We start from the raw sequence: 24,618 nt of genomic DNA on the forward strand, positions 1-24,618 counted from the left end.
ATAGTGATGAGCGCCCTCTACATGATCGTCGGCCTGTTGGTCGCACTGGGTGTGCTGGTTACCTTCCACGAATTTGGGCATTTCTGGGTGGCGCGCCGCTGTGGCGTGAAAGTGCTGCGTTTCTCCGTGGGATTCGGTACGCCGTTGGTGCGTTGGCACGATCGCCAGGGAACCGAGTTCGTCGTCGCCGCCATACCGCTGGGCGGCTACGTCAAGATGCTCGATGAGCGCGAGGGCGATGTTCCGCCGGAACTGCTCGACCACGCCTTCAATCGCAAACCGGTCTTTCAGCGCATTGCCATCGTCGCCGCCGGACCGGTGGCGAACTTCCTCCTGGCAATCCTGTTCTTCTGGGTGCTGGCGATGCTGGGCAGCCAGCAGATCAAGCCCGTCATCGGTTCCATCGTTGCCGACAGCCCCGCGGCGCTGGGTGGCCTGGCTGCCGGCCAGGAAGTCGTGGCCGTCGATGGCAAGGCGGTGGAAGGCTGGAATGGCGTCAATCTGCAACTGGTGCGCCGTCTCGGCGAAACCGGGGAGCTGAGCGTTTCTGTGCTCGAGCCGGGTTCCTCCGTGCCAGTGGTGCGCCAACTGCATCTCGATGCCTGGCTGAAGAGCGCGGACAATCCCGATCCCATTGCCGGATTGGGGATTCGGCCGTGGCGTCCCGCCATCGTGCCGCTCCTGTCGGAGCTCGACGAGAAGGGACCGGCCAAGGCGGCCGGGCTCAAGGTCGGCGATCGTCTGCTGAGTGTCGATGGCCAGTCTGTGGACGATTGGCAGCAGGTGGTGGACAAGGTCCGTGCCCGTCCCGAAGAGCGCATCGTGCTGGGCATCGAGCGTGCTGGACAGCGACAGGACGTCGCGCTGACCCTGGCGGCGAAAGGGGAGGGCAAGGCCCGTACCGGATACCTCGGGGCAGGGGTCGCGGGTGGCCAGTGGCCGGCGGAAATGCTTCGCGAAATCAGCTACGGACCGGTGGACGCAGTCGGGCAGGCACTCTCTCGAACCTGGTCGATGAGCCTGCTAACTCTGGATTCTCTAAAGAAAATGGTGCTCGGGCAGCTCTCGGTAAAAAACTTGAGCGGGCCGATAACCATTGCTAAAGTGGCGGGCGCTTCAGCCCAGTCCGGCGTGGGGGATTTTCTGCATTTCCTCGCCTATCTGAGTATCAGTTTGGGGGTTCTCAACCTGTTGCCGATTCCCGTGCTAGATGGCGGGCATCTGCTGTTCTACCTGGTCGAGTGGGTGCGAGGTCGCCCGCTGTCGGAACGGGTCCAGGCTTGGGGGATGCAGATCGGCATCAGCCTGGTCGTGGGGGTCATGTTGCTGGCCCTGGTCAACGATCTGAGTCGACTGTAACGCGCCGTTGAATTTCGGATCTGCCGCCTCATGCGGCAGATTCTTTATTTGTCAGTTGGAATAAAAGGACTCCATGAAACGCTTTCTGCTACCCGCGGCCCTTTCCGCGCTGATGATCGCCCAGGTTCACGCCGAGTCCTTCACTGTCTCCGACATCCGGGTCAATGGTCTGCAGCGTGTCTCCGCCGGCAGCGTGTTCGCCGCACTGCCGCTGAACGTGGGGGAGCAGATCGATGACCGTCGCCTGGTCGAGGCGACTCGCTCCCTGTTCAAGACCGGTTTCTTCCAGGACATCCAGCTCAGCCGCGACGGTAATGTGCTGATCGTCAACGTGGTCGAGCGTCCTTCGATCTCCAGCATCGAGATCGAAGGCAACAAGGCCATCACCACCGAAGACCTGATGAAGGGCCTGAAGCAGTCGGGCCTGGCCGAAGGCGAGATCTTCCAGCGCGCGACCCTCGAAGGTGTGCGCAACGAGCTGCAGCGCCAGTACGTGGCCCAGGGTCGCTACTCGGCCGAGATCGAGACCGAGGTGGTGCCGCAGCCGCGCAACCGCGTCGCCCTGAAAATCACCATCAACGAAGGCACCGTGGCGGCCATCGCCCACGTCAACGTGGTGGGCAACACCGTTTTCTCCGAGGAAGACCTGACCGACCTGTTCGAGCTGAAGACCACCAACTGGCTGTCCTTCTTCAAGAACGATGACAAGTATTCCCGCGAAAAGCTCTCCGGTGACCTGGAGCGTCTGCGTTCCTACTACCTGGACCGTGGCTACATCCACATGGATATCGCCTCGACCCAGGTATCCATCACCCCGGACAAGAAACACGTCTACATCACCGTCAACGTCAACGAAGGCGAGAAGTACACCGTCAGCGACGTTAAGCTCTCCGGCGACCTGAAGGTTCCGGAAGACGAGATCAAGAAGCTGCTGCTGGTGAAGAAAGGCCAGGTCTTCTCGCGCAAGGTGATGACCACCACCTCCGACCTGATCACCCGCCGCCTGGGTAACGAGGGCTACACCTTCGCCAACGTCAACGGCGTGCCGGAGCCCCATGACGACGACAAGACCGTCTCGATCACCTACGTGGTCGATCCGGGCAAGCGTGCCTACGTCAACCGCATCAACTTCCGTGGCAACACCAAGACCGAGGACGAAGTACTCCGTCGCGAAATGCGCCAGATGGAAGGCGGCTGGGCGTCGACCTACCTGATCGATCAGTCCAAGCAGCGCCTGGAGCGCCTGGGCTACTTCAAGGAAGTCAACGTCGAGACCCCGGCCGTGCCCGGTACCGACGACCAGGTCGACGTGAACTACAGCGTGGAAGAGCAGCCGTCCGGCTCCATCACCGCGAGTATCGGCTTCGCCCAGAGCGCCGGTCTGATCCTCGGCGGCTCGATCAGCCAGAACAACTTCCTGGGTACTGGTAACAAGGTCAGCCTTGGCCTGACCAAGTCTGACTACCAGACCCGCTACAACTTCGGCTTCGTCGACCCCTACTGGACCGTCGACGGCGTGAGCCTGGGCTACAACGCCTTCTACCGCAAGACCGACTACAGCGATCTGGACGTCGACGTTTCCAGCTACTCCGTCAACAGCTATGGCGCTGGCGTGAGCATCGGCTATCCGATCAGCGAAACGTCGCGCCTGACCTACGGCCTGACCGTACAGAAGGATGAGATCGATACCGGCGTCTACACCGTCGACGAGATCTTCGACTTCATTCAGAACGAAGGCGACAGCTTCACTAACTTCAAGGGTTCCATCGGTTGGTCCGAATCGACCCTGAACAAGGGCGTGCTGGCCAACCGCGGCCACTCGCAGAGCCTGGTGCTGGAATCCACCATTCCGGGTAGCGACCTGTCGTTCTACAAACTCGACTACCGTGGCCAGGTCTTCGCCCCGCTAACCGAAAACTACACCATGCGCTTCCACACCGAGCTCGGCTACGGTGATGGCTATGGTTCTACCGAGCGCCTGCCGTTCTACGAGAACTACTATGCCGGTGGCTTCAACTCGGTGCGGGGCTTCAAGGACAGCACCCTTGGCCCGCGCAGTACGCCGAGTAAGGGCACCAATTCGGGGACCGAGTATGACCCGGACCAGGATCCGCAAGCCTTCGGTGGTAGCATCATGATCACCGGCGGTGCCGAAGTCCTGTTCCCGTTGCCGTTCGTGAAGGACCAGCGCCAATTGCGCAGCGTGGTGTTCTGGGATGTGGGTAACGTGTTCGACACGGATTGCCCGACGTCCACCACCCAGGGGTGCGATGGCGTCAAGTTCAACGATATGGCTATGTCCGCGGGTGTGGGGCTGACCTGGATCACCGCGCTGGGCCCGTTGAGCTTCAGTCTGGCGACCCCGATCAAGAAGCCGGACAACGCCGAAACCCAGATCTTCCAGTTCTCCCTGGGACAGACCTTCTAATTGGCCGTATCGTTGTAATGACAACCATGCTTTGTGCAGGAGTGCATCGTGCGTAAGTTGACCCAGTTCGTCCTGATCACCGCAGCCCTGGCGGCGAGCCCCGCGTTCGCCGACATGAAGATCGCGGTGCTCAACTATCAGATGGCACTCCTCGAGTCGGATGCGGCCAAGCAGTACGCCGTGGATGCGGAGAAAAAGTTCGGCCCCCAGCTGAACAAGCTGAAATCGCTGGAAAGCGATGCCAAGGCGCTGCAGGACAAGCTGGTCAACAGCGGTAGCAAGATGTCCCAGTCCGAGCGTGAGAGAGCCGAGAGCGATTTCAAGCAGAAGGCCCGTGATTTCCAGTTCCAGTCCAAGGAGCTGAACGAGGCCAAGGCTGTCGCCGACCGCGACATGCTCAAGAAGCTCAAGCCGAAGCTGGATCAGGCCGTCGAGGAAACCATCAAGAAAGGCAGTTATGACCTCGTGGTTGAGCGTGGTGCCGTGGTCGACGTGAAGCCGCAGTACGACATCACCCGTCAAGTCATCGAGCGCATGAACCAACTGCGCTGATGATGACCGAGCTGTCCTTTACCCTCGCTGAACTGGCTGCGCAGCTCGATGCCGAGCTGCGTGGCGATTCCGCTCAAGTCATTCGTGGCCTGGCGACCCTTCAGGAGGCCGGCGCGGATCAGCTGAGCTTCCTGGCCAACCCGCAGTACCGCAAGTTCCTGCCCGAGAGCAAGGCGGGCGCGGTGTTGCTGACGGCGGCCGATGCCGAAGGTTTCACCGGCAATGCGCTGGTGGTGGCCAACCCGTACCTCGCGTATGCCGGCCTTTCGCATCAGTTCGACCGCAAGCCCAAGGTGCCCGCCGGTATCCATCCCACTGCGGTGGTCGATGAGGGAGCACAGGTCGATCCGACCGCCAGTATCGGTCCCTATGCGGTGATCGAGGCTGGCGCGCAGATCGGCGCCGGCGTTACCGTCAGCGCCCATTGCTTCGTCGGCGCGCGCAGCGTGATCGGCGAAGGTGGCTGGCTGGCCCCGAGAGTAACCCTTTACCACGACGTGCGCATCGGCAAGCGCGTGGTGATCCAGTCCGGCGCCGTGCTGGGCGGCGAGGGCTTCGGCTTTGCCAGCCACAAGGGCGTTTGGCAGAAGATCGCGCAAATTGGCGGCGTGACCGTGGGCGATGACGTCGAGATCGGCGCCAACACCACGATCGACCGCGGTGCGCTGTCCGATACCCTGGTGGGCAATGGCGTGAAGCTGGACAACCAGATCATGATCGCCCACAACGTGCAGATCGGTGATCACACCGCGATGGCAGGCTGCTGCGGGATTTCCGGTAGCGCCAAGATCGGCAAGCATTGCATGCTCGCCGGTGGTGTCGGCTTGGTCGGTCACATCGAGATCTGCGACAACGTCTTCGTCACCGGGATGACGATGGTGACCCGTTCGATCACCGAACCGGGCTCCTATTCATCCGGTACTGCCATGCAGCCGGCCGGCGAATGGAAGAAGAGCGCTGCGCGTATACGCCAGTTGGACGACATGGCCCGTCGTCTGCAGCAGCTGGAAAAGCGCGTGGCCGCCGTGACCCCAAGCGGAGACGTTCCATCAGATGCGTGATCCACGCATTTTTTGGCGTTTCCCTTTTCTGAACAGGCTCCCCTGAACATGATGGACATCAACGAGATTCGCGAATACCTGCCTCATCGCTACCCCTTCCTGCTGGTGGATCGGGTGGTGGAGCTGGACATCGAAGGCAAGCGCATTCGCGCCTACAAGAATGTCAGCATCAACGAGCCGTTCTTCAATGGCCACTTCCCGCAGCACCCGATCATGCCGGGCGTGCTGATCATCGAAGCGATGGCCCAGGCGGCCGGCATCCTCGGCTTCAAGATGCTCGATGTGAAGCCGGCCGACGGCACCCTGTACTACTTCGTCGGCTCCGACAAGCTGCGCTTCCGCCAGCCGGTGCTGCCGGGAGACCAGCTGCAGCTGCATGCCCAGTTCGTCAGCGTCAAGCGCGGCATCTGGAAGTTCGACTGCCATGCCACTGTCGATGACAAGCCGGTATGCTCGGCCGAAATCATCTGTGCGGAACGCAAACTATGAGTTTGATCGATCCTCGCGCCATCATCGACCCGCGCGCAAAGCTGGCTGACGACGTAGAGGTGGGCCCCTGGTCCATCGTCGGGCCGGATGTGGAGATCGGCGAAGGTACGGTGATCGGTCCGCACGTGGTGCTCAAGGGCCCCACGAAGATCGGCAAGCACAATCGCATTTTTCAGTTCTCCAGCGTCGGCGAGGACACTCCCGACCTGAAGTACAAGGGCGAGCGGACTCGCCTGGTGATCGGCGATCACAACGTGATCCGCGAGGGTGTGACCATCCATCGCGGCACCATCCAGGATCGTTCGGAAACCACCATTGGCGACCACAACCTGCTCATGGCCTACGTGCACATCGGTCATGACAGTGTGATCGGCAACCAGTGCATCCTGGTGAACAACACGGCACTGGCCGGTCATGTCCATGTGGATGACTGGGCGATCCTCTCCGGTTACACCCTGGTGCATCAGTTCTGCCGTATCGGCGCGCACAGCTTCTCCGGCATGGGCAGCGCGATCGGCAAGGACGTCCCGGCCTACGTGACCGTCTTCGGCAATCCCGCCGAGGCTCGCAGCATGAACTTCGAGGGCCTGCGCCGACGCGGTTTCAGTGCCGAGGCCATCCAGGCGCTGCGCCGGGCCTACAAGGTGGTCTACCGCCAGGGGCTGACGGTGGACGAGGCGCTGGCCGAGCTCGCCGAGGTTTCGGAGCAATTCCCGGAAGTCGCGGTATTCCGTGACTCCATCCAGAGCTCCACCCGCGGCATCACCCGCTGACCATGCAACCGACCGCACGCAAGCTGCGCGTCGCCCTGGTCGCGGGCGAGGCGTCCGGCGATATCCTCGGCTCCGGCCTCATGCAGGCGCTCAAGCAGCGTCACCCCGGCATCGAATTCATCGGTGTCGGTGGTCCGCGCATGCAGGCCGAAGGGCTGCGGTCGCATTTCCCGATGGAACGCCTGGCCGTCATGGGCCTGGTCGAGGTGCTCGGCCGCCTGCGCGAACTGCTGCGCCGGCGCAAGGACCTGGTGCAGATGCTGATCGCCGCCAAGCCGGATGTGTTCATCGGTATCGATGCGCCGGACTTCAACCTGAACATCGAATTGAAGCTGCGCCGTGCGGGTATTCGTACGGTGCACTACGTCAGCCCGTCGGTCTGGGCCTGGCGGCAGAAGCGTGTGCTGAAGATCAAGGAAGCCTGCGACCTGATGCTCGCGCTCTTCCCCTTCGAGGCGCGTTTCTACGAAGAGCATGCGGTGCCGGTGCGTTTCGTCGGCCATCCGCTGGCCAATACCATTCCGCTGGAGGCCGACCGCGCCGGTGCGCGCGAACGTCTCGGCTTGCCGCAGGACGCCAGTGTCGTTGCGCTGCTGCCAGGGAGCCGGGGAGGGGAGGTCGGCAAGCTCGGTGCGTTGTTCCTCGATACCGCCCAGCGCCTGCTGCAGGAGCACCCCGGTCTGCGTTTCGTGCTGCCTTGCGCGAGCCCTGAGCGCCGCGCGCAGATCGAAGCAATGCTCGCCGGTCGCGATCTACCGGTGCAGTTGCTCGACGGCGCCTCCCACGAGGCGCTTGCCGCCTGCGACGCCGTGCTGATCGCCTCCGGCACCGCCACGCTGGAAGCGCTGCTGTACAAGCGGCCGATGGTCGTCGCCTACAAGGTGGCGCCGATGACCTACCGCATCCTCAAGCGCCTGGTGAAAAGCCCGTACATCTCGCTGCCGAACCTGCTGGCCGGTCGCCTGCTGGTGCCCGAGCTGATCCAGGACGCGGCGACGCCCGAAGCGCTGGCCAGTACCCTGCTGCCGTTGCTCGACGACGGCCGTGTGCAGACCGAATCCTTCGACGCCATCCATCGCGCTCTGCGCCAGGATGCGTCTGCGCAGGCCGCCGAGGCGGTGCTCGCCCTGGTGGAGAAACGCTGATGCAGATGGGCCTGGATTTCGCCCTGGTGGAAGAGCTGGTTGCGGGTGTCGATGAAGTCGGCCGTGGTCCGTTGTGCGGCCCGGTGGTCACTGCGGCAGTGATCCTCGATCCGGCGCGCCCGATCCGGGGGCTCAACGACTCCAAGAAACTCAGCGAAGCGCGCCGCGAGGCGCTGTTCGAGGAGATCCGCGAGAAGGCCCTGGCCTGGTGCATTGCCCGCGCGGACGTGCACGAGATCGACCAGCTGAACATCCTCCATGCCACCATGCTGGCCATGCAGCGCGCGGTGGAAGGGCTCAGTGTCACGCCGAAACTGGCGCTGATCGACGGCAACCGCTGCCCGAAACTGAAGGTGCCTTCCGCGCCCGTGGTGCAGGGCGACGCCAAGGTGCCGGCCATCGCAGCCGCGTCGATCCTGGCCAAGGTCAGTCGCGACCGCGAGATGCAGGAAATGGAGGCGCTCTACCCCGGCTACGGCATCGGTGGGCACAAGGGCTATCCGACCCCGGTGCACCTCGAAGCCCTCAGGCGTCTGGGCCCGACGCCGATCCACCGTCGCTCCTTCGGACCGGTGCGCGCGCTGCTGGAAAACCCTGCTGGCATCCTGTAACACCCTGTTATTACTCTGGAATTTCTTGCGGCCAACGGCTTGTTGGTGAGTTGAATCACCCCGCGCGACGGCTGGCCCATTGATCCCTGTAGCTTTGCGGACAGCCCCGGTACAATCCGGGGTTTGCCGTTTTTCGCGTTTGCCAAGGACCACCATGACCGCCACCTTCGTTCACCTGCGTCTGCACACCGAATTCTCCCTGGTCGACGGCCTGGTGCGGGTCAAGCCGCTGATCAAGGCGGTTGGCGGGGCTGGCATGCCGGCGGTGGCGGTGACCGATCTGAGCAACATGTGCTCGCTGGTGAAGTTCTACAAGACCGCGATGGGCGGCGGCATCAAGCCGATCTGCGGCGCCGACATCTGGCTGGCCAACCGCGACGAGGACGGCCCGCTGACCCGCCTCACCCTGCTGGCGATGGACGGCAAGGGTTATCGCAACCTCACCGAGCTGATTTCCCGCGGTTGGCAGGAAGGCCAGCGCAACGGCGAGATCATCATCGAGCGCGAGTGGGTCAAGCAGGCGGCTGAGGGGCTGATCGCACTGTCCGGTTCCAAGGAGGGCGAGATCGGCCTGGCGCTGCTGGAGGGCAACGATGCCCTGGCGGACTCGCTGCTGGCCGAGTGGCTGGAAGTCTTCCCGGACCGTTTCTACCTGGACATCCAGCGCACCAACCGGGTCAACGACGAAGAGCACGTGCATGCCGCCGTGGCCCTGTCCGAACGCAGCGGTGCGCCGCTGGTGGCGACCAACGACGTGCGCTTCATCAAGCCCGAGGACTTCGAGGCCCACGAGACCCGCGTGTGCATCGGCGAAGGCCGCGCCCTGGACGACCCGCGCCGCTCGCGCAGCTATTCCGACCAGCAGTACCTGAAGAGCCCGGCGGAAATGGCCGAGCTGTTCAGCGATATTCCCGAAGCGCTGGAAAATTCCGTCGAGATCGCCAAGCGCTGCAACATCGAGGTGCAACTGGGCAAGTACTTCCTGCCCAACTTCCCGATCCCCTTCGACGACATGGACATCAACGATTACCTGCGCCATGTCTCCTACGAGGGCCTGGAAGAGCGCCTGGCGGTGCTCTGGCCGAGGGAAACCACGCCCAATTACGAAGAGAAGCGGCAGATCTACGTCGACCGCCTGGAGTTCGAGCTGGGCACCATCATCCAGATGGGCTTCCCCGGCTACTTCCTGATCGTGATGGACTTCATCAAGTGGGCGAAGAACAACGGCGTGCCGGTGGGCCCTGGCCGAGGCTCGGGTGCCGGCTCGCTGGTCGCCTACGTACTGAAGATCACCGACCTCGACCCGCTGGCCTATGACCTGCTGTTCGAGCGTTTCCTCAACCCCGAACGTATTTCCATGCCCGACTTCGACGTCGACTTCTGCATGGAAGGTCGCGACCGGGTGATCGACTACGTTGCGGGCGCCTATGGTCGTAATGCGGTCAGCCAGATCATCACCTTCGGCTCGATGGCAGCGAAGGCGGTGGTGCGCGACGTGGCGCGGGTGCAGGGCAAGTCCTACGGCCTGGCCGACAAACTGTCGAAGATGATTCCCTTCGAAGTCGGCATGACCCTGGAGAAGGCCTTCGAGCAGGAGGAAATGCTCCGCGACTTCCTCAAGACCGACGAGGAAGCCCAGGAAATCTGGGACATGGCGCTCAAGCTGGAAGGCGTCACCCGCGGTACCGGCAAGCACGCCGGTGGCGTGGTGATCGCACCGACCAAGCTGACCGACTTCGCTCCCATCGCCTGTGACGAAGAGGGCGCCGGCCTGGTGACCCAGTTCGACAAGGACGACGTGGAAGCCGCCGGCCTGGTGAAGTTCGACTTCCTCGGCCTGCGTACCCTGACCATCATCAAATGGGCGATGGAGATCATCCATCGCAAGCAGCAGAAGGCCGGCGACCCCAACCTGGTCGACATCGACCGTATCCCGCTGGACGACAAGAAGACCTACGACCTGCTGCAGAAGGCGGAGACCACTGCGGTCTTCCAGCTTGAATCGCGCGGCATGAAGGAGCTGATCAAGAAGCTCAAGCCGGACTGCCTGGAAGACCTCATCGCACTGGTGGCGCTGTTCCGTCCCGGCCCGCTGCAGTCGGGCATGGTGGACGACTTCATCAACCGTAAGCACGGTCGCGAGGAAATCTCCTACCCGCACCCGGATTACCAGTACGCCGGCCTCGAACCGGTGCTCAAGCCCACCTACGGCATCATCCTGTACCAGGAACAGGTGATGCAGATTGCCCAGGTGATGGCGGGCTACAGCCTCGGCGGCGCGGACATGCTACGTCGCGCGATGGGCAAGAAGAAGCCCGAGGAGATGGCCAAGCAGCGCGGCGGCTTCATCGAGGGTTGCGCCAGCAACGGCATCGATGGAAACCTCGCCGGCAACATCTTCGACCTGGTGGAAAAGTTCGCCGGCTACGGCTTCAACAAGTCGCACTCGGCCGCCTACGGCCTGGTGTCGTACCAGACCGCCTGGCTGAAGACCCACTGGAAAGCCCCGTTCATGGCCGCGGTCCTCACCGCGGATATGCAGAACACCGACAAGGTGGTGACGCTCATCGAAGAGTGCCGCCACATGAAGCTGCGTATCGTTGCGCCGGACGTGAACAACTCCGAGTTCCGCTTCACCGTGGATGACGAGGACCAGATCGTCTACGGCCTGGGCGCGATCAAGGGCGTTGGCGAAGGCCCGGTGGAAGCCATCACCGAGTGTCGCGCCGAAGGTGGACCGTTCAAGACGTTGTTCGACTTCTGCGACCGCATCGACCTCAAGCGCGTCAACAAACGCACCCTGGAGGCGTTGATCCGCGCCGGCGCGCTGGACCGCCTCGGCCCGCATTTCTACGACGAACCCAAGGCCTACCAGGCCCACGTCGACATCAACCGCGCCGTGCTGCTGGCGTCGATGGAGGAGGCCGTCAAGGCCGCCGAGCAGACCTCGCGTAGCCACGACAGCGGGCACATGGACCTGTTCGGCGGGGTGTTCGCCGAGCCCGAGGCCGATGTCTACGCCAACCATCGCAAGGTCAAGGAGCTCAATCTCAAGGAGCGCCTGAAGGGCGAGAAGGACACCCTCGGCCTGTACCTGACCGGCCATCCGATCGACGAGTACGAAGGCGAAGTGCGACGTTTTGCCCGCCAGCGCATCGTCGAGCTGAAACCGGCGCGCGATACCCAGACCGTCGCCGGCCTGATCGTCAACCTGCGGGTGATGAAGAACAAGCGCGGCGACAAGATGGGCTTCGTGACCCTGGACGACCGCTCCGGACGTATCGAAGCCTCGTTGTTCGCCGAAGCCTTCGCCGCCAACCAGGCGCTGCTGCAGACCGATGCGCTGGTGGTGATCGAGGGCGAAGTCAGCCAGGACGATTTCTCCGGCGGCCTGCGCCTGCGCGCCAAGCGCGTGATGGGCCTGGAAGAGGCACGCACCTCGCTGGCGGAAAGCCTGCGCGTGCGCGTGCATGCCGATGCGCTCAAGGGCGACCGTCTGCGCTGGCTGGCCGACCTGTGCACCCGTCACCGCGGCAGTTGCCCGGTCACCGTCGACTACAGCGGCGAGCAAGCGCGCGCCCTGTTGCAGTTCGGCGAGCAATGGCGGATCGACCCCGCAGACAACCTGATTCAAGCGTTGCGTGACCAGTTCGGCCGCGACAACGTCTTCCTGAACTACCGCTAGTGAAGCCGGTGGCCAAAGGCCGCCCGCCCGCCAGTCTCGACCCTTGGCGCCCGATACCGTAAGGTAGGGCGCCTACGGACCAGGCCCAGCCGCCAACAGAACGACGGATAGCCCATGAACCCGAATTTTCTCGATTTCGAACAGCCCATTGCCGACCTGCACGCCAAGATCGAAGAGCTGCGCCTGGTTGGCAACGACAACGCGCTGAACATCACCGACGAAATCTCCCGTCTGCAGGAGAAGAGCAAGGCGCTGACCGAGAACATCTTCGGCAACCTGACCAGCTGGCAGATCGCCCAGCTCGCGCGCCATCCGCGTCGCCCCTACACCCTCGACTACATCGAGCACATCTTCGGCGAGTTCGAAGAGCTGCACGGCGACCGTCATTTCGCCGATGATGCGGCCATCGTTGGCGGCGTTGCCCGCCTCGACGAGCAGCCGGTGATGATCATCGGTCACCAGAAGGGTCGCGAAGTCCGCGAGAAGGTGCGTCGCAACTTCGGCATGCCGCGTCCGGAAGGCTACCGCAAGGCCTGCCGCCTGATGGAAATGGCCGAACGCTTCAAGATGCCGATCCTGACCTTCATCGACACCCCCGGCGCCTACCCGGGCATCGATGCCGAAGAGCGTGGTCAGAGCGAGGCGATTGCCTGGAACCTGCGCGTCATGGCGCGCCTGAAGACCCCGATCATCGCCACCGTTATCGGTGAGGGCGGTTCCGGTGGCGCGCTGGCCATTGGCGTGTGCGACCAGCTGAACATGCTGCAGTACTCCACCTACGCGGTGATCTCCCCGGAAGGCTGCGCCTCGATTCTCTGGCGTACCGCCGAGAAGGCGCCGGAAGCGGCCGAGGCGATGGGCATCACTGCCAACCGCCTGAAGGATCTGGGCATTGTCGACAGCATCATCCCCGAGCCGCTGGGCAGCGCTCACCGCGACCCGGCCGCGATGTCCCAGTCGATCCGCAAGGCCCTGCTCGGCCAACTGGATGTTCTCAAGCAACTGAGCACCGAAGAGCTGCTGGCGCGCCGCTACGAGCGCCTGATGAGCTACGGCGTCGCCTGACCGACGTCTTCGGCGCAGCGTGGATGACGAGGTATCCTTGCCTCGTCATCCGTCCCGTCATACTGCGCCATGTCCCTTGACGTTCTGTCCCTGGAAAACCGACTTCTAGCGGCCCTCGCTCCCTGGCGTTCCGCACCGGCGTGGCGCGTGGCGCTGTCCGGTGGGCTGGATTCCACCGTCCTTGTGTATCTGCTGGCGCAACTCGCCCGTCGCGAGAAACTGCCGCCGATTTCCGCCATTCATATCCATCACGGCCTGCAGGCCGTCGCTGACGCCTGGCCGGAGCACTGCCAGCGGTTTTGCGACGCCCTCGGCATGCCGTTGCGTGTCGAGCGTGTGCGGGTGGAGGCGGGTGCCAGTCTGGAGCGAGCCGCCCGGAACGCGCGTTATGCCGCATTCGCGGCGACGTTGGAGGAGGGCGAGTGCCTGCTGACCGGGCAGCACCGCGACGACCAGGCGGAGACCGTGCTGTTCCGTCTGTTCCGTGGCGCCGGTGTACGTGGCTTGGCGGGGATGTCCGCCTGTCGTTCGCTGGGGGACGGGATGCTGCTGCGTCCGCTGCTGGGCGTCTCCCGCAACGAACTGGAGCGCTATGCCCGCAGCCACGGCCTGAGCTGGGTGGAGGACCCCTCCAATGCCAGTGACGATTACGACCGCAATTTCCTGCGCAACCAGCTGTTGCCGCTCATCGCCCGGCGCTGGCCGGCGGCGGGCGAAACCATTGCCCGCAGCGCCGAGCATCTGGCGGAAGCCGAGGGCCTGCTGACGGAGTTGGCACAATCTGATCTGCTCGCGGCGGACCGGCAGACACATTACCGGAGCATGCCCCTGCCTTCCCTGGCCATCGGCCCGCTGACCTCCCTGAGCGAGTCGCGCCAGCGCAATGCGCTGCGCCACTGGCTCGCTCCCCTGGCGCGCCTGCCCGACAGCGCGCACTGGGCCGGTTGGCGGGATTTGCGCGACGCGCGGGTGGATGCCGAGCCGGTCTGGCGCCTCGCCGACGGTGAGCTGCGCCGCGCCAATGGCCGGCTCTGGTGGCTGGCGAACGCCTGGCGGGCCTTCGAGCCACGGACGCTGCCCTGGGTGGACGCCGCTCAATCGCTGCACCTGCCTGGCAATGGTTCGTTGCATTTCCAGGGCGAGCCGCCGCGCGGGCCGTTGGAGGTCCGTTACCGGCAGGGCGGGGAGGTCATGGCATTGCCCGGCCGTGGCCGTCGTGATCTCAAGCGCCTGCTCAACGAGGCCGGCGTTCCGGCGTTTCTCCGGGGCCGCTTGCCGCTGCTCTGGCGAGCCGACGAACTGCTGGGTGTGGCGTTGCTGCCGGAGTGGCGGGCTGGGGAATGTTCGTCATGGATGCTGTATTGGACGCCTCCGACGAATGACTCGGGTTTGAGCTGATAGCCGCTTTCCGGTAGACTACGCTCCCGTCTTATATCGCTCCCGTTGATTCCCCTCGGAGTCAGCGGGAGTTCGCTATTGATCACGACGTTGTCGTGAACCGGGTTTCGACCCGACCTTCGCTTCCCCGGCGGCCGAGCCGCCTAAACGCTGACATTCAGGGCTTTTCATGACGCGCTACATCTTCGTCACGGGTGGTGTTGTTTCTTCATTGGGGAAAGGCATCGCCTCGGCTTCCTTGGCTGCCATTCTGGAAGCGCGTGGCTTGAAGATCACGATGCTCAAGCTGGACCCCTACATCAACGTCGATCCGGGCACCATGAGCCCGTTCCAGCACGGTGAGGTGTTCGTCACCCACGACGGCGCTGAGACCGACCTCGATCTGGGCCACTACGAGCGTTTCGTTCGTACCACGATGACCCAGAACAACAACTTCACCACCGGCCGCGTCTACATGGACGTGCTGCGCAAGGAGCGCCGTGGTGACTACCTGGGCGCCACCGTGCAGGTGATCCCGCATATCACCGACGAGATCAAGCGTCGCATCATCAAGGGCGCCGGCGATGCCGACGTGGCCCTGGTTGAAGTCGGCGGCACCGTCGGTGACATCGAGTCGCAACCCTTCCTCGAGGCTATCCGCCAGCTGCGCGTGGAGATCGGTTCGCGCCGCGCCATGCTGATGCACCTGACGCTGGTCCCGTACATCGCCACCGCTGGCGAGACCAAGACCAAGCCGACCCAGCACTCGGTCAAGGAACTGCGCTCCATCGGCCTGCAGCCGGATATCCTGGTCTGCCGTTCCGACCATCCGGTGGACGTGTCCTCCCGCCGCAAGATCGCGCTGTTCACCAACGTGGAAGAGCGCGCGGTCATTTCGCTGGAAGACGTCGACACCATCTACCGCATTCCGTCGGTACTGCACGCCCAGGGCGTCGATGACTTCGTCGTCGAGCGCTTCGGCCTCGAGTGCGGCCCGGCCGATCTGTCCGAGTGGGACCGCGTGGTCGACGCCAAGCTCAACCCCGAGCGTGAAGTCACCATCGCCATGGTCGGCAAGTACATGGAACTGCTCGACGCCTACAAGTCGCTGATCGAAGCCATGACCCACGCCGGCATCCAGAGCCGCACCAAGGTCAACCTGCGCTACATCGACTCCGAGGACATCGAGCAGCAGGGCACCAGCCTGCTCGACGGCGCCGACGCCATCCTGGTTCCGGGCGGCTTCGGCCTGCGCGGCGTGGAAGGCAAGATCACCGCCGTGCAATACGCTCGCGAGAACAAGGTTCCATACCTGGGCATCTGCCTGGGCATGCAGGTGGCCGTCATCGAATACGCCCGCAATGTGCTGGGCTGGACCGATGCCAACTCCACCGAATTCGACAAGTCCAGCGGCCACCCGGTCGTCGGCCTGATCACCGAATGGCAGGACGCCACCGGCGCCACCGAAGTGCGCACCGAGGCGTCCGACCTGGGCGGCACCATGCGCCTGGGCGCCCAGGAGTGCCTGCTGTCCGCCGGTACCCTGGTGCACGACTGCTACGGCAAGGACGTGATCGTCGAGCGCCACCGTCACCGTTACGAAGTGAACAACAACCTGCGTCCGCAACTGGAAGCCGCCGGCCTGAAGATTTCCGGCCGCTCCGGCGACGGCGCGCTGGTGGAAGTCGTGGAGGCTCCGGACCACCCGTGGTTCGTGGCCTGCCAGTTCCACCCGGAGTTCACCTCCACCCCGCGTGATGGCCACCCGCTGTTCAGCGGCTTCGTCAACGCCGCCCTGAAGCAAGCCGGGAAGGCCTGAGCATGACCCAGAAGATCATTCGCGTCGGGGATATCCAGATCGGCAACGACCTGCCGTTCGTGCTGTTCGGCGGCATGAACGTGCTGGAGTCGCGCGACATGGCGATGCAGGTCTGCGAAGAGTACGTGGAGGTTACCGAGAAACTCGGCATCCCCTACGTATTCAAGGCCAGCTTCGACAAGGCCAACCGTTCCTCGATCACCTCGTTCCGTGGTCCGGGCATGGAGGAAGGGCTGAAGATCTTCGAAGAGATCAAGAAGACCTTCAAGGTGCCGGTCATCACCGACGTGCACGAGCCCTGCCAGGCTGCGCCGGTTGCCGAGGTCTGCGACATCATCCAACTGCCGGCCTTCCTGTCCCGGCAGACCGACCTGGTCGTGGCGATGGCCCAGACCCGCGCGGTGATCAACATCAAGAAGGCCCAGTTCCTCGCGCCGCAGGAGATGAAACACATCCTGCGCAAGTGCGAGGAGGCGGGTAACGACCAACTGATCCTCTGCGAGCGTGGCTCCTCCTTCGGGTACAACAACCTGGTGGTGGACATGCTTGGCTTCGGCATCATGAAGCAGTTCGAGTACCCGGTGTTCTTCGACGTGACCCACGCCCTGCAGATGCCGGGCGGTCGCGCCGATTCCGCCGGCGGCCGCCGTGCCCAGGTTACCGACCTGGCCAAGGCCGGCATGAGCCAGGGCCTGGCCGGTCTGTTCCTGGAGGCCCATTCGGAGCCCGAGAACGCCAAGTGCGACGGTCCGTGCGCCCTGCGCCTGAACAAGCTCGAGCCTTTCCTGTCCCAGCTCAAGCAGCTGGACGACCTGGTCAAGAGTTTCCCCACTATCGAGACTGCCTGAGGATCGGCCCGATGACTGCCTTGCGCAGTCATCGGGCAGGTTCTGAACGTCTCACCAGCCGCCCCGTTTATCTCTATCTTCGGAGTGTTATCTAGAATGGCAAAGATCGTCGACATCAAGGGCCGTGAGGTCCTGGACTCCCGCGGCAACCCGACCGTTGAAGCGGACGTGATCCTGGACAACGGCATCGTCGGCAGCGCTTGCGCCCCGTCCGGTGCATCCACCGGTTCCCGCGAGGCTCTCGAACTGCGCGATGGCGACAAGAGCCGTTACCTGGGCAAGGGCGTGCTGAAAGCCGTGGCCAACATCAATGGCCCGATCCGCGACCTGCTGCTGGGCAAGGACGCGGCTGACCAGAAAGGTCTGGATCACGCGATGATCGATCTCGACGGTACCGAGAACAAAGGCAAGCTGGGCGCCAACGCGATCCTGGCTGTCTCCCTGGCCGCCGCCAAGGCTGCCGCTCAGGCCAAGGGCGTGCCACTGTACGCGCACATCGCCGACCTGAACGGCACCCCGGGCCAGTATTCCATGCCGGTTCCGATGATGAACATCATCAACGGCGGCGAGCACGCCGATAACAACGTCGACATCCAGGAATTCATGGTCCAGCCGGTTGGCGCCAAGAACTTCGCCGACGCGCTGCGCATGGGCGCCGAAATCTTCCACCACCTCAAAGCTGTGCTGAAGGCCCGTGGCCTGAACACCGCCGTGGGCGACGAAGGCGGCTTCGCGCCGAACCTGGCTTCCAACGAAGACGCCCTGGCCGCCATCGCCGAAGCCGTCGCCAACGCCGGCTACAAGCTGGGCGACGACGTCACCCTGGCCCTGGACTGCGCCTCCTCCGAGTTCTTCAAGGACGGCCAGTACGACCTGGAAGGCGAAGGCAAGGTGTTCAGTGCTGAAGGCTTTGCCGACTACCTGGCCGGTCTGACCCAGCGCTACCCGATCATCTCCATCGAAGACGGCATGGACGAGTCCGACTGGGCTGGCTGGAAAGTCCTGACCGACAAGATCGGTGAGAAGGTACAACTGGTTGGCGACGACCTGTTCGTGACCAACACCAAGATCCTCAAGCGCGGCATCGACGAGAAGATCGGCAACTCGATTCTGATCAAGTTCAACCAGATCGGCTCGCTGACCGAGACCCTGGAAGCTATCCAGATGGCCAAGGCCGCCGGCTTCACCGCGGTGATCTCGCACCGTTCGGGCGAAACCGAGGACAGCACCATCGCCGACCTGGCCGTCGGCACTGCCGCTGGTCAGATCAAGACCGGTTCCCTCTGCCGCTCCGACCGCGTTTCCAAGTACAACCAGCTGCTGCGTATCGAAGAGCAGCTGGGCGCCAAGGCGCCGTACCGTGGTCGTGCGGAATTCCGCGGCTGATCCGAGTCTGGTACGGTGAAGGGGTGGCAGGAGCCACCCCTTTGCGTATAGGGAGCTGATGGTTTGAGGTTACGTAGCCCTTACTGGCTGTTCGTCGTGCTGATCCTGGCGCTCGCTGGCCTGCAGTATCGCCTGTGGATCGGCGATGGCAGCCTGGCGCAGGTGCGCGACCTGCAGAAGCAGATCGCCGACCAGCAGGGCGAGAACGAGCGCCTGCTCGAACGTAACCGCATCCTCGAGGCGGAAGTCGCCGAGCTCAAGAAAGGCACCGAGACCGTCGAGGAGCGTGCACGCCACGAACTCGGCATGGTCAAGGACAAGGAAACCCTCTACCAGCTCGCGCAATGACCACTCCCGCCTTCTGGGCCGTGATCCCGGCCGCCGGCATCGGTTCGCGGATGCGCGCCGACCGCCCCAAGCAATACCTCGACCTCGCCGGTCGCAGCATTCTCGAACGCACCCTCGACTGCTTCCTCGGCCATCCCCGGCTGAAGGGGCTGGTGGTGTGCCTGGCCGCCGACGATCCCTGGTGGCCGACCTTGCCGAGCGCTTCCAACGAACTGATCCAGCGTGCCGACGGCGGCCGCGAGCGCGCCGATTCCGTACTCAATGGCCTGCTGCGCCTGACCGAACTGGGCGCTGGCAGCGACGACTGGGTGCTGGTGCACGACGCCGCCCGGCCGAACCTGGCTCGCGCGGATCTGGATCGCCTGTTGGGTGAACTGGAATTCGACGCCGTGGGTGGCCTGCTCGGCGTGCCCGCGCGGGATACCCTCAAGCGCGTGGGTGCCGACGGTCGCGTGGTGGAAACCATCGACCGCAGCGTGGTCTGGCAGGCCTATACCCCGCAGATGTTCCGCCTCGGCGCGCTGCACCGTGCGCTCGCTGATGCGCTGGTGGCCGACGCGGCCATCACCGACGAAGCCTCGGCGATGGAATGGGCGGGCTATGCGCCGCGCATGGTGGAAGGGCGGGCGGACAACATCAAGGTCACCACTCCGGAAGACCTGCAGCGCCTGCAGCGTAACTTCGCCAAGCGCTAATCCCAATTCTTCTCTGTAGGAGCGAGCTTGCGCGCGAACAGCCCCGCTGCGAACCCGCTCGCGAGCAAGCTCGCTCCTACGAGATCAAGAGCCCCTCACCCTAACCCTCTCGCGCAAGCGGGAGAGGGAACCGTTCGGTGCAGGAGGAAGCCACGGTGTCAGCCGGTACGGACTGCCCCCTCTCCCTGAGGGAGAGGGCTGGGGTGAGGGGGAAGGCCCAGCGAAGAACTCCCTGGAAAAGACAGTTGCTCCTACGAAAAAACCGTCAGCCCAGCAAGGGCACTTCGATCAGGAAGCGGAACAGCGCTCCATGCTGCTCCACTGCCAGACAGTGGTAGCCGTGGCGCTGGGTGTCTTCCGGAATGCCATGCACCGACTGCGAACAGTCGGTGATCACCTCCAGCAGAGCGCCCGGCTTCAGCGTCTCCAGGGTTTCCAGGGTGGCGATGGCGTTGTACGGGCAGTGTTCGCCGCGCAGATCAAGCGACAGCGTCGGCGTCTTGGTGTCGGGCATCGGACGGTTTCCGTTTACGGGTAAAGCGTTGCGCGTTGAGTTGTACCAGCAGCATGCACAGGGCGAGGCCGGCGAAGGTGATCAGCAGGCCGCCGCCGGGGCCGAGCTCCTGCAGCAGGTTGAGCTTGGGATAGGGCAGGGCGAGGCTGGTGCCGAGCTGATCCCAGTACACCGCGACCAGGGTGCCGCCGATCACGTTGCCGACACCGACCACCCAGAAGTGCACCTGGCCCTCCATCGAACGGTACATCCAGCCGGTTTCGCAGCCGCCGGCGAGGACGATGCCGATGCCGAACAGCACGCCGCCGATCACGGCGTTCGGGCCCATCCAGAAGATCTTCGGCGGCAGGCCGTTGTGGATCGCCGCGAAGGTGCCGACGCAGGCGGCGGCCATGCCCAGCAGGATGCCCAGTGCGGCCTGGGTCCGGCCGGTGGTCCAGAGATCGCGGGCGGCGCTGGTGAAGCAGATCTGCGCGCGCTCGATCAGGCCGCCGAACAGCAGGCCGAACAGGCAGGCCATGCCCAGCACCAGCGAGACTTCGAAGCGCCAGGCGGCGAACAGCGCGGCAATGGCCAGCACGCCCATGCCCAGGCGCCATTGCAACTTGGCGCGCTGGGCTAGGGCTTCGGCGCTGGGTAGCACCGCAGCCTTGCCGCCGACCTTCAGCGGAATGCGCAGGAAGGGCAGCAGGCTGATCTTCACGCCGAACCAGGCGCCGATTACCGTGGAAAACATGAAGGCCCAGGCATGCACCGAGAACATCGGGATGCCGGTGAAGAAGGCGGCGAGGTTGCAGCCCATCGCCAGGCGCGCGCCGAAGCCGGCGATGACCCCGCCGATCAGGCCCTGCAGCAGGCGGCGCTTGCTGGTCGGCCAGCGCAGGCTGACGTTGCCGGCCCAGAGCGCGCAGACCAGCGCGCCGAGGAACATGCCGATGATCATCACGCCATCGATGCGATCCAGCGGCGTGCCCTGCAGGCCGATGAGCTTGAAGTAGCTCCATTCCTGGGGCTGCAGGCCGAACCAGGACAGCACGTGGCCGCCCCAGCGGGTGAACTCGCCGGTAACCGCCCAGAAGGTGCCGGTCATGGCGAAGTAGTAGGCCGAAATGACGCCCAGGGCGACCAGGGTCGGTAGAGGCGACCAGAAGCGCAGCAGATAGCGCTCACGGAAGGAGGAAAGGGCTGACATCTGTCGTCCTTGAACCTGTGTTGCGGGAAAGTCCGCCATTCTAGTCAAGCTGGCGTGGTTCCGCTTGCCCTATGGCAAGGGCGATGGCTGCAGGCTCTGCAGGCCTTCCTTCAAATGATCCACCAGTTGCCGAACCTTGGGCGACAGGTGCCGTTGTTGCGGGTAGAGCGCCCAGACGCCGGTATTCGGCGGCTGGTGGGCCTCCAGCAGGGAGACCAGGCGGCCGCTGCGCAGGTGTTCCAGCACGTAGTAGTCCGGCAGCTGGCAGAGGCCGAAACCGCGCAGTGCCGCATCGAGCACCGCCTGGCCGCTGTTGCAGCGCCAGTTGCCCTGCACCCGGTGCTGGGTTTCGCGGCTGTCCTCGAGGAAGCTCCACTGGTCGCTGCTGCCCACCAGGCAATTGTGCTGCGCCAACTCCGCGACGCTCTGTGGTGTGCCGTGGCGGGCCAGATAGTCCGGCGTGGCGCAGAGGTACATCACGCGCGGCGCCAGACGTGTCGCTACCAGCCGTGAATCGGTCAGGCGGCCGAGACGTATCGCCAGGTCGAAGCCTTCGTGGAGCAGGTCGAGCTGACGGTTGGACAGCTCGATCTCCACCCGCAGTTGCGGAAACTGCGCCATGAACCCGTTCACCAGCGGCACCACGAAGCGCTCGCCGTAGGCCACGGCGCAGGTCATGCGCAGCAGGCCCTTGGGTTCGGCGGACAGGTCGCTGACCGCCCGCAACGCCTCCTCGCGAGCGTCCTGCAGGCGCCGGCAATGCTGCAGGAATGTCTGGCCAGCCTCGCTCAACGTGACCTTGCGGGTGTTGCGATACAGCAGGCGAGTCTGCAGACGCTCTTCCAGTCGAGCGACCTGGCGGCTGACATGCGATGACGAAACACCCAGGCGTTCGGCGGCGGCGGTGAATTGGCCGGTTTCGGCGACGGCGACGAATTCGTCCAGTCCTTCCCAGCGGTGCATCTGGATTATCCCTGTATGGCAATAATGTTTTGATTATTGCCTGATTATTCCCTGAAACGGGGTTTTCTACACTTCCAAGGCTTTGGGGCGTACTTTTGCCGCGTTGCCCCGAACACTCCCCGACGTGGCCCCGGCCCGTCCCGGTTTCTCGGCCGCCGCGCCGAACCCGTCCGCCCCAGGCGGGCGTTGTCGTTTCCTTCGTTCAGGAGTTTCCAGATGATCAAGTCCCGTGCCGCCGTCGCCTTCGCCCCCAACAAGCCGTTGGAAATCGTCGAAGTGGATGTGGCGCCGCCGCAGAAGGGCGAAGTCCTGGTGCGCATCGTCGCCACCGGCGTCTGCCACACCGATGCGTATACCCTGTCCGGCCAGGATTCCGAGGGCGTGTTCCCGTGCATCCTGGGTCACGAGGGTGGCGGCATCGTCGAAGCGGTAGGGGAGGGCGTAACCTCGCTGAAGGTGGGTGACCACGTGATCCCGCTGTACACCGCCGAATGCCGCGAGTGCAAATTCTGCAAATCCGGCAAGACCAACCTCTGCCAGGCCGTGCGCGCCACCCAGGGCAAGGGCCTGATGCCCGATGGCACCAGCCGCTTCTCCTACAAGGGCGAGCCGATCTTCCACTACATGGGCTGCTCGACTTTCTCCGAGTACACCGTGCTGCCGGAAATTTCCCTGGCGAAGATCCCCGAGGAAGCCCCGCTGGAGAAGGTCTGCCTGCTCGGCTGCGGCGTGACCACCGGCATCGGCGCCGTGCTGAACACCGCCAAGGTGGAAGAAGGCGCTACCGTCGCCATCTTCGGCCTGGGCGGCATCGGCCTGGCAGCGATCATCGGCGCGAAGATGGCCAAGGCCTCGCGCATCATCGCGGTGGACATCAATCCGGCCAAGTTCGACATCGCCAAGGAACTGGGCGCCACCGACTTCGTCAATCCGAAGGACCACCAGAAGCCGATCCAGGAAGTGATCGTCGAAATGACCGACGGCGGCGTGGACTATTCCTTCGAGTGCGTGGGTAACGTCCAACTGATGCGTGCGGCGCTGGAGTGCTGCCACAAGGGCTGGGGCGAGTCCACCATCATCGGCGTCGCCGGCGCCGGCCAGGAAATCAGCACCCGTCCGTTCCAACTGGTCACCGGCCGCGTCTGGCGCGGTTCCGCCTTTGGCGGTGTGAAGGGCCGCACCGAGCTGCCGAGCTACGTGGAAAAGGCGCAGAAGGGCGAAATCCCGCTGGATACCTTCATCACCCACACCATGGGCCTGGAGAAGATCAACGAAGCCTTCGATCTGATGCACGAAGGCAAGAGCATCCGCTCCGTCATCCATTACTGATAGACACGTCGGGGCGTACACGCGCCCCGGCCTTGCAGGAAGGAGATTTCCATGACGGATTCCATCGAGCTCATCAGCAGCCAGAAAAGCTTCGGCGGCTGGCACCAGCGCTACCGCCACCGTTCCGCAACCCTCGGCTGCGACATGGCCTTCGCGGTCTACCTGCCGCCCCAGGCCGAGCCCGAGGCGGGCCTGCCGGTGCTGTACTGGCTGTCCGGCCTGACCTGCACCGACGAGAACTTCATGCAGAAGGCCGGCGCCCAGCGCCTGGCGGCCGAGCTGGGCCTGGTCATCGTCGCGCCGGACACCAGCCCAAGAGGTCCCGAGGTGCCGGGCGACCCGGACGGTGCCTGGGATTTCGGTCTCGGTGCCGGCTTCTACGTCAATGCCACCCAGGAGCCCTGGTCGCGCCACTACCGCATGCACGACTACGTGGTGCAGGAACTGCCGGCGCTGATCGAGGCGAACTTCCCGGTGTCCCAGCGCCGCGGCATCAGCGGGCACTCAATGGGCGGCCACGGCGCGCTGATCTGCGCATTGCGCAATCCGGGGCGTTACCTGTCCCTGTCGGCCTTCGCCCCGATCGCTCACCCGAGCGACTGCCCCTGGGGGCAGAAGGCACTGGGGCGCTTTCTGGGTGAGAACCCGTCCGCCTGGCACGAGTGGGATGCGGTGGAACTGCTGGCCGGCGCCAGCGAGCGCCTGCCGATCCTGGTGGACCAGGGCGACCGCGACGACTTCCTCGCCGTCCAGCTCAAGCCCGAAGCCCTGCGTGACGCGGCTGCTGCTGCCGGTCACCCGTTGGAACTACGCCTGCAGCCGGGATACGACCACAGCTATTACTTCATCGCCAGCTTCATCGAAGATCACCTGCGGCACCATGCCGGCGTGCTCTGTCGCTGAGACAGGCCGGGGTGTCGCCGCATGGCAACAGACCCCGGCGCGCATGATCCGGTAGAATCGACGCCCTGATACCAAC

Annotated in this window: 21 protein-coding genes; 18 read left to right on the forward strand and 3 right to left on the reverse strand. The window is 64.2% G+C overall.

What is annotated here, in order from left to right:
* Nucleotides 1-6: 6 nt before the first annotated feature.
* The 16 genes from rseP to ispD all read left to right on the forward strand — a co-directional run bounded on the left by rseP (nucleotide 7) and on the right by ispD (nucleotide 19,641).
* Nucleotides 7-1,359 carry a sigma E protease regulator RseP gene (gene rseP, locus ACYCAX_RS13580; RefSeq protein WP_460248228.1) on the forward strand — a complete coding sequence of 451 codons (1,353 nt, stop codon included), beginning with the start codon at nucleotides 7-9 and terminating at the stop codon, nucleotides 1,357-1,359.
* A gap of 73 nt (nucleotides 1,360-1,432) precedes the next feature.
* Nucleotides 1,433-3,787: an outer membrane protein assembly factor BamA gene (bamA, locus tag ACYCAX_RS13585; protein ID WP_015476266.1), complete on the forward strand. Its 2,355-nt coding sequence runs from the start codon at nucleotides 1,433-1,435 to the stop codon at nucleotides 3,785-3,787.
* Nucleotides 3,788-3,835: 48 nt separating this feature from the next.
* Nucleotides 3,836-4,339 (forward strand): OmpH family outer membrane protein, encoded by a 504-nt coding sequence (locus ACYCAX_RS13590; RefSeq protein ID WP_015476267.1) that lies wholly within the window; start codon nucleotides 3,836-3,838, stop codon nucleotides 4,337-4,339.
* On the forward strand, nucleotides 4,339-5,400 hold the full coding sequence (gene lpxD / locus ACYCAX_RS13595; protein ID WP_015476268.1) for a UDP-3-O-(3-hydroxymyristoyl)glucosamine N-acyltransferase: 1,062 nt from the start codon (nucleotides 4,339-4,341) through the stop codon (nucleotides 5,398-5,400). The genes ACYCAX_RS13590 and lpxD overlap by 1 nt, the downstream gene beginning before the upstream one ends.
* Nucleotides 5,401-5,448: 48 nt before the next feature.
* Entirely contained in the window at nucleotides 5,449-5,889 is a 441-nt protein-coding gene (fabZ, locus tag ACYCAX_RS13600; RefSeq protein WP_015476269.1) for a 3-hydroxyacyl-ACP dehydratase FabZ, read from the forward strand.
* On the forward strand, nucleotides 5,886-6,662 hold the full coding sequence (lpxA, locus tag ACYCAX_RS13605; protein ID WP_015476270.1) for an acyl-ACP--UDP-N-acetylglucosamine O-acyltransferase: 777 nt from the start codon (nucleotides 5,886-5,888) through the stop codon (nucleotides 6,660-6,662). Before fabZ ends, lpxA begins: the two co-directional genes overlap by 4 nt.
* A gap of 2 nt (nucleotides 6,663-6,664) precedes the next feature.
* On the forward strand, nucleotides 6,665-7,807 hold the full coding sequence (gene lpxB, locus ACYCAX_RS13610) for a lipid-A-disaccharide synthase (RefSeq protein ID WP_460248229.1): 1,143 nt from the start codon (nucleotides 6,665-6,667) through the stop codon (nucleotides 7,805-7,807).
* Nucleotides 7,807-8,418 (forward strand): ribonuclease HII, encoded by a 612-nt coding sequence (gene rnhB / locus ACYCAX_RS13615; RefSeq protein WP_460248230.1) that lies wholly within the window; start codon nucleotides 7,807-7,809, stop codon nucleotides 8,416-8,418. The genes lpxB and rnhB overlap by 1 nt, the downstream gene beginning before the upstream one ends.
* 154 nt (nucleotides 8,419-8,572) lie before the next feature.
* Nucleotides 8,573-12,103 (forward strand): DNA polymerase III subunit alpha, encoded by a 3,531-nt coding sequence (dnaE, locus tag ACYCAX_RS13620; protein ID WP_460248231.1) that lies wholly within the window; start codon nucleotides 8,573-8,575, stop codon nucleotides 12,101-12,103.
* 114 nt (nucleotides 12,104-12,217) lie between these two features.
* Nucleotides 12,218-13,168 carry an acetyl-CoA carboxylase carboxyl transferase subunit alpha gene (gene accA / locus ACYCAX_RS13625; RefSeq protein WP_015476274.1) on the forward strand — a complete coding sequence of 317 codons (951 nt, stop codon included), beginning with the start codon at nucleotides 12,218-12,220 and terminating at the stop codon, nucleotides 13,166-13,168.
* A gap of 69 nt (nucleotides 13,169-13,237) precedes the next feature.
* Nucleotides 13,238-14,566 (forward strand): tRNA lysidine(34) synthetase TilS, encoded by a 1,329-nt coding sequence (gene tilS, locus ACYCAX_RS13630; RefSeq protein ID WP_460248232.1) that lies wholly within the window; start codon nucleotides 13,238-13,240, stop codon nucleotides 14,564-14,566.
* A 169-nt stretch (nucleotides 14,567-14,735) separates the two neighbouring features.
* On the forward strand, nucleotides 14,736-16,364 hold the full coding sequence (locus ACYCAX_RS13635) for a CTP synthase (RefSeq protein WP_015476276.1): 1,629 nt from the start codon (nucleotides 14,736-14,738) through the stop codon (nucleotides 16,362-16,364).
* A gap of 2 nt (nucleotides 16,365-16,366) precedes the next feature.
* On the forward strand, nucleotides 16,367-17,212 hold the full coding sequence (kdsA, locus tag ACYCAX_RS13640) for a 3-deoxy-8-phosphooctulonate synthase (RefSeq protein ID WP_460248233.1): 846 nt from the start codon (nucleotides 16,367-16,369) through the stop codon (nucleotides 17,210-17,212).
* A 96-nt stretch (nucleotides 17,213-17,308) separates the two neighbouring features.
* On the forward strand, nucleotides 17,309-18,598 hold the full coding sequence (gene eno, locus ACYCAX_RS13645) for a phosphopyruvate hydratase (protein ID WP_015476278.1): 1,290 nt from the start codon (nucleotides 17,309-17,311) through the stop codon (nucleotides 18,596-18,598).
* Between the two features lie 63 nt (nucleotides 18,599-18,661).
* A complete protein-coding gene (gene ftsB / locus ACYCAX_RS13650; protein WP_041711814.1) occupies nucleotides 18,662-18,946 on the forward strand; it encodes a cell division protein FtsB in 285 nt (94 codons plus the stop codon).
* Nucleotides 18,943-19,641 (forward strand): 2-C-methyl-D-erythritol 4-phosphate cytidylyltransferase, encoded by a 699-nt coding sequence (ispD, locus tag ACYCAX_RS13655; RefSeq protein WP_294976775.1) that lies wholly within the window; start codon nucleotides 18,943-18,945, stop codon nucleotides 19,639-19,641. The genes ftsB and ispD overlap by 4 nt, the downstream gene beginning before the upstream one ends.
* 265 nt (nucleotides 19,642-19,906) lie before the next feature.
* Here ispD and yedF read toward each other — a convergent pair whose 3' ends face one another.
* Genes yedF through ACYCAX_RS13670 form a run of 3 tightly spaced genes read right to left on the reverse strand, consistent with a single transcriptional unit; the run spans nucleotide 19,907 to nucleotide 22,310 of the window.
* Nucleotides 19,907-20,155, reverse strand: coding sequence for a sulfurtransferase-like selenium metabolism protein YedF (gene yedF / locus ACYCAX_RS13660; RefSeq protein WP_460248234.1), 249 nt, complete (start codon nucleotides 20,153-20,155; stop codon nucleotides 19,907-19,909).
* Nucleotides 20,121-21,386 carry a selenium metabolism membrane protein YedE/FdhT gene (gene yedE / locus ACYCAX_RS13665; RefSeq protein WP_460248235.1) on the reverse strand — a complete coding sequence of 422 codons (1,266 nt, stop codon included), beginning with the start codon at nucleotides 21,384-21,386 and terminating at the stop codon, nucleotides 20,121-20,123. Before yedE ends, yedF begins: the two co-directional genes overlap by 35 nt.
* 30 nt (nucleotides 21,387-21,416) lie before the next feature.
* Complete coding sequence (locus ACYCAX_RS13670; RefSeq protein ID WP_460248236.1) at nucleotides 21,417-22,310, reverse strand: LysR substrate-binding domain-containing protein; 894 nt, start codon at nucleotides 22,308-22,310, stop codon at nucleotides 21,417-21,419.
* 216 nt (nucleotides 22,311-22,526) lie between these two features.
* Here ACYCAX_RS13670 and ACYCAX_RS13675 point away from each other — a divergent pair, with 216 nt between their 5' ends.
* Together ACYCAX_RS13675 and fghA are read left to right on the forward strand one after the other, a co-directional pair.
* On the forward strand, nucleotides 22,527-23,639 hold the full coding sequence (locus ACYCAX_RS13675; protein WP_138522672.1) for an S-(hydroxymethyl)glutathione dehydrogenase/class III alcohol dehydrogenase: 1,113 nt from the start codon (nucleotides 22,527-22,529) through the stop codon (nucleotides 23,637-23,639).
* 51 nt (nucleotides 23,640-23,690) lie between these two features.
* Nucleotides 23,691-24,542 carry an S-formylglutathione hydrolase gene (gene fghA / locus ACYCAX_RS13680; RefSeq protein ID WP_460248237.1) on the forward strand — a complete coding sequence of 284 codons (852 nt, stop codon included), beginning with the start codon at nucleotides 23,691-23,693 and terminating at the stop codon, nucleotides 24,540-24,542.
* Nucleotides 24,543-24,618: the final 76 nt, after the last annotated feature.

The sequence above is a fragment of the Pseudomonas sp. MT3 genome, from assembly GCF_054720805.1.

Excerpts from the sequence above, each read along its gene's own strand:
- rseP (WP_460248228.1), top strand. The coding sequence starts at position 7 with ATGAGCGCCCTCTACATGATCGTCGGCCTGTTGGTCGCACTGGGTGTG.
- bamA (WP_015476266.1), top strand. The coding sequence starts at position 1,433 with ATGAAACGCTTTCTGCTACCCGCGGCCCTTTCCGCGCTGATGATCGCC.
- lpxD (WP_015476268.1), top strand. The coding sequence starts at position 4,339 with ATGATGACCGAGCTGTCCTTTACCCTCGCTGAACTGGCTGCGCAGCTC.
- fabZ (WP_015476269.1), top strand. The coding sequence starts at position 5,449 with ATGATGGACATCAACGAGATTCGCGAATACCTGCCTCATCGCTACCCC.
- lpxA (WP_015476270.1), top strand. The coding sequence starts at position 5,886 with ATGAGTTTGATCGATCCTCGCGCCATCATCGACCCGCGCGCAAAGCTG.
- lpxB (WP_460248229.1), top strand. The coding sequence starts at position 6,665 with ATGCAACCGACCGCACGCAAGCTGCGCGTCGCCCTGGTCGCGGGCGAG.
- rnhB (WP_460248230.1), top strand. The coding sequence starts at position 7,807 with ATGCAGATGGGCCTGGATTTCGCCCTGGTGGAAGAGCTGGTTGCGGGT.
- dnaE (WP_460248231.1), top strand. The coding sequence starts at position 8,573 with ATGACCGCCACCTTCGTTCACCTGCGTCTGCACACCGAATTCTCCCTG.
- accA (WP_015476274.1), top strand. The coding sequence starts at position 12,218 with ATGAACCCGAATTTTCTCGATTTCGAACAGCCCATTGCCGACCTGCAC.
- tilS (WP_460248232.1), top strand. The coding sequence starts at position 13,238 with ATGTCCCTTGACGTTCTGTCCCTGGAAAACCGACTTCTAGCGGCCCTC.
- ACYCAX_RS13635 (WP_015476276.1), top strand. The coding sequence starts at position 14,736 with ATGACGCGCTACATCTTCGTCACGGGTGGTGTTGTTTCTTCATTGGGG.
- kdsA (WP_460248233.1), top strand. The coding sequence starts at position 16,367 with ATGACCCAGAAGATCATTCGCGTCGGGGATATCCAGATCGGCAACGAC.
- eno (WP_015476278.1), top strand. The coding sequence starts at position 17,309 with ATGGCAAAGATCGTCGACATCAAGGGCCGTGAGGTCCTGGACTCCCGC.
- ispD (WP_294976775.1), top strand. The coding sequence starts at position 18,943 with ATGACCACTCCCGCCTTCTGGGCCGTGATCCCGGCCGCCGGCATCGGT.
- yedF (WP_460248234.1), bottom strand. The coding sequence starts at position 20,155 with ATGCCCGACACCAAGACGCCGACGCTGTCGCTTGATCTGCGCGGCGAA.
- yedE (WP_460248235.1), bottom strand. The coding sequence starts at position 21,386 with ATGGCGGACTTTCCCGCAACACAGGTTCAAGGACGACAGATGTCAGCC.
- ACYCAX_RS13670 (WP_460248236.1), bottom strand. The coding sequence starts at position 22,310 with ATGCACCGCTGGGAAGGACTGGACGAATTCGTCGCCGTCGCCGAAACC.
- ACYCAX_RS13675 (WP_138522672.1), top strand. The coding sequence starts at position 22,527 with ATGATCAAGTCCCGTGCCGCCGTCGCCTTCGCCCCCAACAAGCCGTTG.
- fghA (WP_460248237.1), top strand. The coding sequence starts at position 23,691 with ATGACGGATTCCATCGAGCTCATCAGCAGCCAGAAAAGCTTCGGCGGC.